Genomic DNA, 14293 nt, shown 5'->3' with positions numbered 1-14293 from the left:
TAGGAGCATATTAAATGCAAATCTTACATGAAGATTAATACTCAAAAACATATATTCTGTCATCAGAACCTAAAGTATAAATCGTGTTGTCAACAATATCATAACTTGTTATTTCAGCTGTGCCATTAATTATTGAAGATGTATTTCTAAAAAAATTGGTTTCATCTCTTTCGGCAGTGGTTAAGAAATCCAATTTATCTTCATCTATTGCTATATTTTTATAAACCAGTTTGTCATGACCACTATATGAATAACCGTTAGAATAATAACCACTTACATTTCCTGATAATGTTTCTTTTAACACCCAAAAACCGTCTTCAATTAGGTATGCATCAATACCGCCAACTCCACCAATATAAAGGTAATTTGGGCCCTCTAATCTAACTCCTCCATAAAATCCATTTTCTATTGGAGTTTCATTAAAAAACGTATTATTAGTTGACCAATTTCCACTAAATTTATTAAATATTGTTGCAGAACCAGCATTAGAAATACTGCCAAAACTATCTCCTGGTGCTCCGACAATTGCTCTATTTAAAGAAATATCTACAGAGGTTCCAAATCTATCTCCTAAAGTTGCACCTGGACCACTTAATGTCGCATTCAAAATATCATTTCCATCATATATATAGGCTTTTCCTGGTCCAGTTGTTACTGGCGTAAAGACATTTACTGAATATGCAGGTGCTCCAATTATCGTTTCATTTCCAAACATGGCAACAGAATGGCCAAAGCTATCGTCTATACTAGAATCAGGCGATTGAAAAACATGCCCATTCGACCAAAATCCAGATTGATAATTATACTCTTCTACACGATTATCATCGGGATCACCAATTAAAAGTCTATTTTCTGAAAGTGCTATACTCTGCGCATATGAATTGCGTGTTGACCCTAATGTACTATGAGATAATGATAATACATTTGACCAATTAGAGTCTGTACCTTCTTTATAGACATTCACATGTATAACATCGGTGATAATTGTTAGTGGAGGGATAAAAGTTGGATCAATAGTAGTAATTGTTTCTCTACTTTTAATAGCTATAAAATTTTGAGAAGCATACATGGCAGATGCGGATCCCGGGATACTCAGATAAAAGCTTGAATTTGGAAAATTAAATGTGCCTTGAACGCCATAAGGACTCGACGCGCCTCCAAGATTGATCCATTTAGTACCATCATAACCTTCAAAACTCTTATCAGTAGAATTATATCTTATGGTGCCTTCGCTAGGTGCTTTTTCGTCATCTCCAATTTTTAGTTTTCCGTTAATATGAACTTTTTGACTTGGGTTTGTTGTTCCAAAACCAGTATCTCCACCAGATTCTATTGTCATGTGTGACTCATCAGCAACACCCAAATGTAAATGGTTGGTCGAATAGAGTCTTGTTATACCAGCTCCACCACCACCAGTAGCGACGCCAAAACGCACATTATGAGTGCTATTTCCTATTCTCAGGTCGCCTGGATTTCCAGCATCGAGATTCCAATCTCCTCCCTTAACATCTAATCTTGCCTCTGGATCAGAAATACCAATCCCAACATCACCAGACATGCTTATTCGCATTTGTTCAGTAAAATCTAAAGTATTATCATCAAAAGTAGCGAATAGAAAATTGTGCTCTGGAGCCCAAGACATGGATGGATCTGGAAATTGTTCGCTTCCACTAAAGAACCTAACATAACGTGATTTGTCATTGTTGGAAAGGTTAAATCCAGATGCTTCAGTTTGGGATGTAGATCTTACATCTAAGGTATGTTCTGGATTATCAGTTTTGATTCCTATATCATCATTTAACGTATGAACGCCATTTTCATTTTTAGTCCATGGATGATCTCCACTACTTAGAGCATAAGGAACTGCCATAAATTGTGTGGTTCCTAAATCTATAAGACCACTACCAATATCTACTTGTACATTTAAGTAATGTTCGTCATTGCTCCATCTAACAGTACTAAAATCATCACTAGTTGTACCTTCACCTATATTTGTAATAATGAATCCATTGATATCTGTATTAACGGTATGGTTTTCTTGATATACATTATTAGAAAGTGCATCACCTTCATAAATAATAAATTGCACAGTTACAGGTTGAGATGCAATGACGTTACCGTTATTGTCTTTAATAAGGGCTTTATAATTTATTCCATTTTGTGCAAACCCTAAAACGGTACATAGTAAAAAGGAAATAAGCGTGTATGTTGTTTTCATAATGAACTAATTTGATTGGTTGTTTTCTAATTTTTCAATACGTGATAAGAGCGTTTTTAAAGTGTCATTAATGCCACTGAGTTCTGCAGTTTGCTTTAAGTTTTCGTCTCTTTGAGTTGTGATTATCTTTTGTTGTTCTTGAATGGCTTTAATAAGTATAGGGACCAAATCGGAATAGTACACACCTAAGCGTTTCAATTCTTTTTTAGTTAATTCACCAGATAGTTCATCTTTTTCCCAAGTATAACTTTTCACAACCTCAGGAACGAGTTCTAGTAAATCTTGCGCAATTAAACCGAGTTTGGTGTCTTGGTCTCTTCTATTTTTCCATTTGAAACTTACAGGGTTCATTTGTAATATTTCGTTCAACCCATAGTTTAAAACTTTAATATTTTTCTTTTCACGTCTATCTGACGTGTTTATTGTTCCATCTGTTGCCCAAACGCCAATCCATCTGTTGTCACTATTACCTAATCGGAAAGCATTATTCGTATTGGGAATTAAACTTGCATCGACGGACAATTGATTGGACCCTGTATCTTCTATGGTTTCGTTACCAATTTGTAATCGTCCATCAATATCCAGATCACCAAATTCATTAATGCTAACAACATTAGTGCCTGCGTCGTTTTGTATTCTAAAAGTTCCCGATTCACTACTATCGAAATCCAGTTGCACAACAACATCATCGTAACTTTGAAGAATCATATCACTACTGGTTCTAATTGGATTTGTAGAAATGATTCCGTCATCGTTTAAAATGTCTGGACCGATACTGCCTAATATGATATCTGGAATGTCACCTTGAGTCGCTACTGATCCTCCACTAGCATATATTCCAGCATTATCTCCGGAAATACGAGCTCCTTGATCATTTGCAAATATGACTAGCCCATCATCAATTGCACCATTTACTACAATACCATCATTACCAGCCGAAGTTATTATAAGCCCATCTCCACCTGAACCTACAATCTCAATTCCGTAGTCATTTGAATCATCTCCCGTTCTTATATTAAGTCCGTAATTGTTACTCCTTAGAGCTTGAGCCCCACTTTTAAATACTGTTAATGCGTTACTTCTGTTTGATGCTGATGATCCATTACCTATTTCAAATAAAGGATCATTATCATTCCAAACTGTAGCATTTCCACCGCCTAAATTATAACGTCCAATTGCCGTAGAATATATGGCATTTGCATTTGTACTTCGTCCCATTGCGGTTGCATATAGTCCTGAAGCTTGGGTAAGAAACCCCATTGTTGTCGTATAATTTTCTGAAGCTATTGTGCCATGCCCCAAAGCCGTTGAATAGTCTCCAAAAGCGACAGTATTTCTGCCAGTTGCAAACGAGCCTGTTCCTGTTGCTCCATAAGGATATATTAAATTCAATCCATTGGCATTAGAGACACTTAAATCGGTTGCATTATTTCCGATGCTACCATAACCTTCATCACCATCTGTAACAACACCTTCAAGACGCCAACCTGTTCCAGCTCCTTCGTTTATAGAGATTAAGCCTTCTTTGTTTAAGACTTCTATGGCATATGGCACCAGATTAAACCCGCTATTACCAAAGTCTACCAAACCATCTCCAAAATCTATTTGGACATTGAGATCCAAATTTCCAATGTCCCATGTTATTGTATCAAAAACACCTGTTATTGAAGAACCCTCACCAATAGTAGCTATGGCAATGCCATTATTGTCGGTAACTATTTGTTGTAATTCGCTATATAAGGTGTTACCTTCATACTGTATGCTAAACACCATATCTATACCTTGGGTATTTAGAATATTTCCGTTAGTATCTTTAATAAGCGCTTTGTAATTGATACCGTTTTGTGCTATAGAAGCTAACGCAACAAAAAAAGCTATAATTGTGAGTTTTGTTTTCATACTAAATGGGTTTATCCTTGAGTTTTATCAAATACTATCGTATCTCCAACATCATCTGTAACGTTTAATGTTGTTTCAGAAATACTATTTATAGTAGCAGTTATTGTTTCGCCACCTATGACAATATTTAAAGTATTTCCACTTAATGAATAGGTTGCGCTAACAACACCTTCAGATTCGCAAGGACCAGAAGCATCATCATAAGAATCAACATCCACTGTATTATTAGTGTTAAACTTAAATGAGGAGTTTTTTTCACAGTCAGTGAAATCGCCTGGTGTTTTAGATTCTAAGTACCATGTTCCAGACCTTAATAATTGAGCTGTTGTTTGTGTGTCTCCAGATGATGAGTCGTCATCACTACTACAATTAAAAGTTAAGAGTAGGATTAAAAGGAGACCAAATAAATTGTGTGTTTTCATGATTATATGTTTTAAATTATTTAATAATGATTTGTTTTGTTGAATCACCGATTGGAGTTTGAATTTTAAGGATATAGCTGCCCGATTCTAAATGGGCTACGCTTAGATTATTCGTGTTTTTTAGTGCAAGTATTTCTTTACCAAGAATATCATAGAGTGTGAGTTTTTCTATAGCTAACTCTGATGATACATGCAGTAGATCTGTGACTGGATTTGGATACACCGAAATGGTATAATTTTCTAGTTCAATATCTTCTGTGCTTAAAGTTTCAAACATAAAATTTTCTTGACCAGATGCTATGCCGCCATAATAATTTTGAGTGGTGGTCTCGTCAATATTGGCGTTGTAAAAACTATCAACAACACCTCCAAGTCCGATAGCAATGGGATCGGCATTGGTTAGGATTTCTATAGCACCTGATGTAGGTGAATTGCTTACATCAAAAGACACTAACACAATTGGGTTATTAGTGGTATGTGAGACTATTGATTGTCCAGGTGGTAAGTTTAGCACAAATGCGTCTCGCGTGCCGTCACCTAATCCAAAACCGCTTAATTGAGTTGCTGTTACTTCATTGAGTGTCCAATTTCGTCCATTAAATTGAGAGCTATTGATAATGTCTGCATTTCCAGCTGGAAGCATGATTGCAAAACCAACATCTGAGATATCGGTGTCGGTTCCATCAAAATCAGGAATTGCAACTATTGAGAAACTGTAATTATCATTGTTTACAATACCAAATTGGTAGCTCTGAGACGTACCAGAAATGGTTATTACAAAAGCAAAAAGAAATGTGTAAAGATTTTTCATGATGTTTATTGTTTTGGTGGAACTGTTGTATTTATTGTAAATGTTGGTAGGTTTAAGAAGTTGCCGGGATGATTGAGTATATTGTCTTTAATAACATTACTGTCGTTTAAAGCGCCTGAAAACTTGGCTAAACCATCTAAGTCAATATCCTGAAAAAGATATCCTACAGAGGCATATGTAATAAAGCTTAAGATGTTATTGGGGTCGGCCAATATGAAATCCTTAATTGGGTTAACGTCATTATTTCCTCCAGAAAATATAATGCTGTCATCACCATTAGTATCTCCAGACCAAAGTGCTGTATCTCCAGAATTCAAAATGACCTGAGCATTGTTTCCAAAAGTTGAAAAACTATTGTCTGTAAAATCAACAGTAGTCGTACTGAGATCTGATAAATTAATGGCTGCCGAACTCATAACGCCAAGATGATTTCTGTGTTTTACAACAACAAAATAATTGGTCGGTGCGGCTTGCATAATAACAGAGGATACGCCATCTACATCCACAATATCACCATCACGCTGTACTAGGGCAGAACGACCGTTAATGAGACGTTGATTGTTATTTTCTGATCGCAACTCTAACCAAACCCAGTCTACTATAGCGTTGTTTCCTGTTACGTTAAATATAGAAGCGTTGCATGAGGCATTATCTTCGTATGGACTCGTAGTGGGTATACTGCCGTTTTCACGCAGGGCGTCATTCATTAAACCGTTTGTTGTTGGTATAAGTGATGGCCCCTGCAAAAACACAGTTGGATTAATTAAAATTCTAAATGCCGCGTTGATGAAACCTTCTGAAATAGAAACACTGGGTGTATTTATTTCTTGAACATTAACTTCGCCTAAGGTATAGGTGATTTGAATGTTTCCTGTTGTTGTAGAACGTCCTCCTGAATCAATACTAAACTTTTCTATAGTTTGAGCATTTAAATTCACTGAGGTTAAAAGAAAGAGTAGACCTATGTTGTATATGTTATGTATCATGAGTTTGATTATTTTTATTAGTAAATATCGATCTAGCAAATAGTAACAAAAATGACAACGAAATCACCGCCAGCAACACCATCATCATCGCCATCAATGGTGAGATTATTTGCATCAAGAAGTTGATTGATGCCATCCCCTTTTAGAATTATTGGTACACCACTAAAACAATCTGCAGAAAGATCAAAATAGCTTTGATCTGTAGTAATGGTTAATCGTGTATCTCCATTAGACCAATTCATAGTTCCAGTGCCAGTACCATCATCTCCAATAAGTATTGAACTACCAATTACTGCAGAAGATATATTCATAGGAGCACTAAAGTCAATAGAAAATGAGATGCGACTACCAGAGATAAATGTGAAATCAGTATAGTTTTGAGTATCATTATCTGGTGCAGTAATTGTGGTTACATTAAATGAAGGGTTGTTATTAAGTATAACCCAATTATTACCATCATAACCCTCAAAATTTTTAGTAACGCTGTTGTAGCGCATTGTGCCCTCTGTTGGAGTGGTGTTATCGTCTGCGATTTTTATTTTACCGTTAACATCTAGTTTTTGTTCAGGTTCGGCATTAACAATTCCAATACGACCATTACCTCTTATAGACATGATGTCTCCATAGTTGGAGTTATAAATATTGAACCTGCTAGCTACAGGATCGTCATAAACAGATGCAGCTACAGCCCAAATAGAAGCACTATTACTACCTCCAAAATTTAATCGGGCAAAGTCTAATTGATCTTCATAAAGGAATAATTGAGGAGAGAAAATAGTACTGTTATGAAGAATTCTTGTTTTGGCATTTGTTGGTGTATTACTACCAATAGAAATGTTTCCTGAAACTCTATAAATATCAGCTCCAGATTTACTCCAAGATGCATCGGCCGAACTCAGGGCATAGGGCACTGTTTTAAATTGTGATGTTCCGGCATCTACAAGACCATCACCAGTATCGATTTCAACTTTTAGAAAGTGTGGATTGCTTCCCCAATCTATAGTTGCGAAATCGCCCAATGAAGAGGCACCTTCACCGATGCCAACTATTAGAATTCCATTGTCGTCGGTACTTTCAACATGCGTTTCTTGATATACATTTGTAGCGTTCTCACTTATGGTGAGTTGAAGTGTCACAGACTGATTGGCTATTACATTGCCGTTGTCGTCTTTAATAACGGCTTTGTAATTAATACCGTTTTGAGCATATCCTATGAGGATACATAATAAGAAAAATAGTGTGAGTTTCGTTTTCATAATGTGAATTTTAAAAGAAAAGGAAGCAACGCTAACTCCACGTTTTTTGTTACTCCCTTTACTCAACTGATTAATAGCTTCTTTACTATCGTTTGATAAATTTTATCGTCTTAATAATTTCATTTTTCAATAGAATATTGAGTTTGTATTTACCCGTTTTAAGATGGTCAATACTCAGGTATATCTTTTCATCTGTCTCTTTTGGATCCTTATTGTCCATCCTAAAAATGTGCTATTGAATTCTTGATTGATGTAAAATTATAGAGAAGGTATAGTTATGGATAGAAGATATGTTTCAAAGCATAGAACATATGTTACATGTATTGAAAATTAATTTTAAAAATCTGTAAATCAGTATGTTAGATTTTTGATATGTATTCGCTAGGTGTACAGTTGTATGCGTCCTTGAAGCATTTAATAAAATAAGAAGGAGTATTAAATCCAACCTGATAAGCTATTTCAGAAACTGTAGCATCAGATTTTTTAAGCAAGCCAATAGCTAATTTCAAACGTTGTGCTCGTATAAATTCAGAAGCACTCATGTTAACAATAGCTTTTAGTTTTCTATGGAGTTGTGTTCTGCTCATAAACATCGCCTCAGAAAACGCTTCACTGGTAAAATCAACGTTTGTGATTTTTTCGTCTAGAACCGTTTTTAATCGTTTTAAAAACTCAGCTTCAGTAGACGTAATAGACAACTCTGGATTAATTGTAAAATCTTTACTGAAATGTTTTTGAAGTTGTTGTCTGTTTTCAATAAGTTTTTTAACTCTTAATTTGAGTTTATCACTATTAAAAGGCTTCGTAACATAAGCATCGGCTCCAGTTTTTAAACCTTCGATCTCGTTGTCATCACCAACCTTAGCTGTTAAGAGGATAATTGGAATGTGACTTGTTAATTCGTTATATTTTAGATGATTACATAGTTCAATACCGTCTTGAATTGGCATCATCACATCACTAATAATAACATCAGGAATATATTGTATGGCCATATCAATACCAACTTGGCCATTTTCGGCTTCAATAATGTTGTAGGTATTATTAAATATTGACGACACAAAGGTTCTAATGTCTTTATCATCTTCAACAACGAGTAAGAGTGGAGCATCAGCATTTTTATTCACTTCAAGATCCAAAGTCTCTAAGGTTGTTATGATTTTCGATTCATTTTTCATTTCCGAAACCTCAAATGCATTTTTATGAATTGGTAAGGTAACCGTAAATTGTACTTTGTTTTGATCTACAGTATTAGCTGTTATGCTTCCTTTAGATAAATTTACCAGTTCTTTTACCAATGCGAGTCCAACACCAACGCCATCGGACGCTTCATCATCTTGATAAAACCGTTGGAATAGTTTTTCAAAGTCTTTTTTAGAAATGGTCTTATTTATGTTAATTACGGATAAAACGAGATTGTTTTCCAACGCATTAGCATCTATAATAATTGTACTTTGCTCTGGGGCATATTTAATAGCATTTGATAGAAGGTTGGAGGCAATTTTTTCTATAAGATCGGTGTCGTACCACACATTCTTTAGGTTTTCAATATTGCTATCGATTTTAATATGTTTTTCATTGGCTTTATACTGAAATGCTGCTACGATTTGTTTAAGAAGAATATTAAGATTTCCTTCCTCTACTTGTAAACGCAATTGTCCTGAATCGATGAGTGATAAATCCAGCATTTGATTCACCAGATTAAGTAATCTGTTAGCATTTTGTTTTACTAGGTTGAGTTCTTCACGATCTGAAGGTTCAAGCGTTTCTCTAGAAAGTTGATGATCAATAGGTCCAGAAATGAGTGTTAATGGCGTTCTAAATTCGTGAGAAATGTTAGTATATAACTTTGTTTTGAATTCATCTATTTGTTTTAGCCGCTCCGTTTCTGCGTGCTCTAAACGTACTTGTGTTTCTAGCTTCCACTTGAATTTAAAATAGCTAAATATTGCAAATATGACTAAGGCCAGTAAGAGTCCGTAAATGGTATAGGCCAAATTGGTTTTATACCATGGTTTCAATATGACAAAAGAGTATCTCGCTGGCTCTTTATTCCAAATACCTTCATAGTTACTTGAAGTCACTAAAAAAGTATATTTATCGGCAGGTAAATTGGTATAATGAGCAGCATTATTATAATCGGGTTTTGACCAATTGTCATCATGATTAAGTAGTTTGTAACGAAACCAGTTTCTTGATGGCTCTGAAAAATGCAAACTAGCGAAAGTAAAGGTTATTGTATTTTGGTCATGACGAAATGTAGTCATTGGCACCATTTCTTGCTCTTCATTGAAAATTTCGAATTTAGAGATTACGGTCTTAGGTTGTACCGTATTGGTCGAGAGACTGCTAGGAGAAAACCAATTAATGCCTTCTAATCCTCCAAAGAAAAGTGTACCATCGTTACTTTTGAAATAGGCACCAGTATTGAATTCAAACGATTGTAAACCGCTATGTTCTGTATAGTTTTCTACATAAAACTTTTGTTTGTCTAAAGGATTAAATCTGGTAATACCTTTATTTGAGCTTAACCATAAATTGCCCTTTTCATCAGGTAAAATAGCATAAATTACATTGTTGGATAGACCAAATTCCATGGTGTACGATTTGATGCTTTTGTTTATCGGATGATATCTTATCAAACCGTTTCCATTTGTTCCTACATACAAGTATCTGTTATCGTAGTATAAGGATTTTATTTTATCAGGAATCGAGGTTATAGGATTAATCGTTTTTGATTTAGTATCAAAAATGAAAAGCCCATTATTTTCACTACCAATCCAAATGATGTTATCTGTTCCCTTTTCTAAGGTTCTTATATTATTAGAAGTTAAGCCAGAATTATCGGAGGTAAATTGTTCCAAAACCCCTTTATCCTTATCAAATAATATAATACCGCTATCTCGTGTGCACATCCAAAATTGATTGGAATTGTGTTTTAAAATTTTCCAAATCGTTTCTCCTTTTAATGCTGATATTGTTTCAAACTTACCAGAAGAATCTAAGTATTGTAGACCTTCACCTTGATGACCAATCCAAAGATTGTTACCATCAGACAACAAACTCATTATCCTACCACTTGCCAGATTTGAGTTTTGTGTGGTATAGGTTTTATAAATATTTTGGTCTAAATTAATTGAGGTTAAACCTTTTCCGGAAGTACCAAGCCACATTGTCTTGTTTGCGTCATATGTAATAGCTCTTATAACATCAACTACTACGTTTTTCGGTGTTTGGCTATTAGTAATCACATTAAACTTAGTAAGGTGTTCGTCATAATAGCTCAAGCCAGCACCATCTGTTCCTAGCCATACTGTGCCAGTGTAATCTTGATACAAGCAAAGAACGTCATTATAATGCAGAGCATAAGCGTTGTCTTTGTTTTCTGTAAAATGTTCAATCTGATTTGTTTTCTGATTTAAAATATATAAGCCATCACCATATGTTGCGATCCATAGGTTATTGTTATTGTCTATTAATAAATCTTGGATGTTTAAAGTAGGAGGTAAGTTTGGGTGTTTAAATTGTTTGAAACCTTCAGAATCTATAGGTTTGTAAAACAGTCCATGACTAAAACTACCCAACCATACCGTATTATTTTTGCAAACTGAAAGTGCACTGAAATTAGTAAGATTGCCTTCAACGTTAATTTTCTCAATAGTATTTTCTTTTATTAAAAACACATTTGAAGACGTCGCGATATAGTTATCTGAGTTCAACTCAATAATATCGTAAGTATTTAAACTGTTAATCTCGTTTTTAAATACACTTACAGTATCTTTTGATTTAGCATCTATTTTGTGCAAACCATTACCAAAGGTGCCAATATAATAATCATCTTTTGTATTTTGAAAAATAACACTGGTATTGGTTATGCCGTTAATTGTTTTAAATTCTTGACTTTTGGTATTAAATTTTTCTAAGATACCAGAGTTGCTTATAATCCATAAATTACTATCTCTATCAACATATATTTTACCAAGTTTACTATAAGTTGGCCTTGTAACGTCTTCAAATTGTTTATTAAAAAAAGTGAATTGCCTGCCATCGTATTTGTTGAGTCCATCCTGAGTTGCAAACCACATATAGCCTGTAGAATCTTGAGCAATAGAAACCACACTATTTTGAGATAAACCTTGAGCTACTGTTAATTCACGAAAAGATTTTTGTTTTGAATCCTGGGAAAAGCAACTAAGGCCTACCAAAAAAAGAAGAACAACGTAAAGGATTCGATTCATTAAGAACTCATATTTTGTACTTAAAGTTAAGTAATAATAATAAATATGAGTTTTTTGAGTGATGCTTTTTAACGTATTAGCGTCTCAATGCAAAGTGGCCGGTAAAAGTTCTGCCATCAATTAAGGTTACAGTAAACCAGTAGTCATCACTTGGTAAGGCTTGGCCATTTAGGGTGCCATCCCATCCCACACTTTCGTTATCAAACTGTGTGAGTAGCTTTCCGTAGCGATTAAAAATCTTGATATCTGTCCCTTGATTAAACTCCGAATTAACTCCATATACTTGCCAGCGTTCATTATAAGGATCGCCGTTTGGTGTAAAGAATTTTGGAAACCCGAGCACAGAAATTACTTTTTCGGTAATCCCACAACCGTTAATATCACGAATAAACACGGTATGAAAACCTGGTGCAACATTAGTAAATATCGATGACTCTTGATATGTTCCATCCGGATTGTCTAAAGCAAATTCATAGTCACCCTCACCTGAGACCTCAATACTCACCGTATTATTGTTTGAGCCTTCGGTTACCACAATATTGTCTATAGTCGCTACATTAGAAGGTAAAACAGTTATAGTTCTGCTTGATGAACAGCCATTAGGATCAGTCACTATAACCGTATAGGTTCCAGGTTCGTTAATATCATTAAATGTAGTATTTACAGACGTGGTCCCTCCGTTAAATAACCATTCGTAATAATAATTATTGGGCAAATCATTTAATACGCCACCAATTAGTGTAATGGTTTCAGGAAAGGTATTGAGGCAATAGATGACTGTTTCATCTTCCATTAATATTGGTGTGTAAAGTACAATAAGGTCTGCAGTGGAGATAGCATAGCATTGATTATTACTCTCAACTTTTACAAATATTGTTTGTATGTCCTGTGTTGTATTTTGGAATGTATTTGCTAGGGCATTGGTGTTTAAAAAGGCGTCTTCTTCAGCTTCATAAAAACTTACGGTTGCATCCACTGGAATTTGAGGCGCTATTGCTGTTCTTATATCGTTCAAGTTAAACGTTGTAAATCCATCAATCATATCATCGTCGCAGACTTCTAGAGGCGCAATATTGATGATGTTGTTTGAAATTTGGAGCTCTACTTCGGCAACACTATAACAATTGGCTTGGTTGACAACTCTTGCATATACCGTTTGGAATGGTATTGTATTTTGAAAAATATTGGCACCTACTATGGCATTGATATTTTGCTCGGCATCATTTTCGTTTAAGAAAAAATCACTAATAAAAACAGAAGAATCATTATTGGTTACGGCTCCTTCGATATCAAATAGATTATACTGCGTTAAACCATCCTGATTTTGATCACATTCTATTAATACCGAATCAAAGACTATTGGGTTTTCGGCGTATTCAATAATGACTTCACCAAATAAAAGGCAAGTACCTTTGGTAACCTCTACACTATACAAACCTGCATCATCAACCTCTAAGGATGCATTGGTTTCTCCAATAATTTCAACATCATCTTTAAACCATCTGTAGGTATTTGTTGCACCAGGTTCGTTAGTTTGAACTACAAAGGTATCGTCACCGCATATTGCCGTTCCGTTGGCAATTAAGCGATCTGGACCTAAATCTGTTGAAAGTCTAAAACTACCAGCTTCAAGAAATACAGCAGAGTCAAACCGAAAATTTTGTTCATCAGCAATAACCAACTTCACATGATAGGTTTGATTAGGTATAACATCGGCTGTTGCCGTTAGTATGGTCGTTTGTCCATTAAAATTTATAGGAGATACAGCACCATTAAAACCTTCAAAATAGGCTTCGTTTTCTGCATCACAGCCTGGAAGATCTGGGTGTACAGTGGTGACCTTAACAGGTGTTTGTGTTCCAGGTACTAAAGCTATGTTAGTGTATTGTTGATCTCCTGCAGGTCGTATCAAAAAACCGAAGAGATCGGAAAATTCACAGGTATTTGGATTGCCGTCTTGATATTCTTCCGAAGCAAAAATATATCTAAAACTAATTTGAGTAGCCACAGAAGTAAAGTCGAACTCTAAGATTGTGGCATTCGTAGTGCCTGTTTCATTAAGAATAGTTTCCAAATCGTTGTCACCATTCCAATTTGCAGCGGTATCATCACTCAAACTCGTATTTGGTCCAGGAACATTAGAAAGTCTCCCAGTGCTCATTACGATTCCGGTTTCGAATGGAAATGATGTTCCAGTAGCATCAAAAAAGCCATAACTTTGATCTGAGTTGTCAAAATTTCCACCTACAACATTAGTTACAATCACGTTATCAATACATTCACTGTCAATGAGTATATCTTCTATGAGTTGTTGTGGTGTAAATGATTGCGCATCTACGGTAATGTTTTGCCCAAAAACAGAGAGCGAAAACAGGCATAATATAACTTTAAAAATGGATTTCATTTGCAATTTTTCCGATTGCAAAGATACACATTGAATGCCTAGTTATGCTTTAAAAAATG

Annotated in this window: 8 protein-coding genes; all 8 read right to left on the bottom strand. The window is 35.1% G+C overall.

The window, feature by feature from the left end; translation table 11 throughout:
* Positions 1-34: 34 nt before the first annotated feature.
* The 8 genes from Q0893_RS17640 to Q0893_RS17605 all read right to left on the bottom strand — a co-directional run bounded on the left by Q0893_RS17640 (position 35) and on the right by Q0893_RS17605 (position 14234).
* Positions 35-2218 (bottom strand): FG-GAP repeat protein, encoded by a 2184-nt coding sequence (locus Q0893_RS17640; RefSeq protein ID WP_299278187.1) that lies wholly within the window; start codon positions 2216-2218, stop codon positions 35-37.
* Positions 2219-2224: 6 nt separating this feature from the next.
* Complete coding sequence (locus Q0893_RS17635; RefSeq protein WP_298904200.1) at positions 2225-4117, bottom strand: tail fiber domain-containing protein; 1893 nt, start codon at positions 4115-4117, stop codon at positions 2225-2227.
* An 11-nt stretch (positions 4118-4128) separates the two neighbouring features.
* Positions 4129-4539 carry a lipocalin family protein gene (locus Q0893_RS17630; RefSeq protein ID WP_299278183.1) on the bottom strand — a complete coding sequence of 137 codons (411 nt, stop codon included), beginning with the start codon at positions 4537-4539 and terminating at the stop codon, positions 4129-4131.
* A 16-nt stretch (positions 4540-4555) separates the two neighbouring features.
* The gene (locus tag Q0893_RS17625) at positions 4556-5350 is read right to left on the bottom strand and encodes a T9SS type A sorting domain-containing protein (RefSeq protein ID WP_298904204.1); all 795 of its coding nucleotides are present in this window, start codon (positions 5348-5350) and stop codon (positions 4556-4558) included.
* Between the two features lie 5 nt (positions 5351-5355).
* Entirely contained in the window at positions 5356-6336 is a 981-nt protein-coding gene (locus Q0893_RS17620; protein WP_298904206.1) for a hemagglutinin protein, read from the bottom strand.
* A gap of 32 nt (positions 6337-6368) precedes the next feature.
* Positions 6369-7592, bottom strand: a complete 1224-nt coding sequence (locus Q0893_RS17615) for a hypothetical protein (RefSeq protein ID WP_298904208.1) — start codon at positions 7590-7592, stop codon at positions 6369-6371.
* A gap of 359 nt (positions 7593-7951) precedes the next feature.
* Positions 7952-11830 (bottom strand): hybrid sensor histidine kinase/response regulator transcription factor, encoded by a 3879-nt coding sequence (locus tag Q0893_RS17610; protein ID WP_298904210.1) that lies wholly within the window; start codon positions 11828-11830, stop codon positions 7952-7954.
* Positions 11831-11906: 76 nt separating this feature from the next.
* Complete coding sequence (locus tag Q0893_RS17605) at positions 11907-14234, bottom strand: choice-of-anchor L domain-containing protein (RefSeq protein ID WP_299278177.1); 2328 nt, start codon at positions 14232-14234, stop codon at positions 11907-11909.
* Positions 14235-14293 lie beyond the last annotated feature (59 nt).

The organism is uncultured Psychroserpens sp. (genome assembly GCF_947494225.1).
Lineage (GTDB): Bacteria > Bacteroidota > Bacteroidia > Flavobacteriales > Flavobacteriaceae > Psychroserpens.
This window is presented reverse-complemented; position numbering and strand designations above follow the sequence as displayed.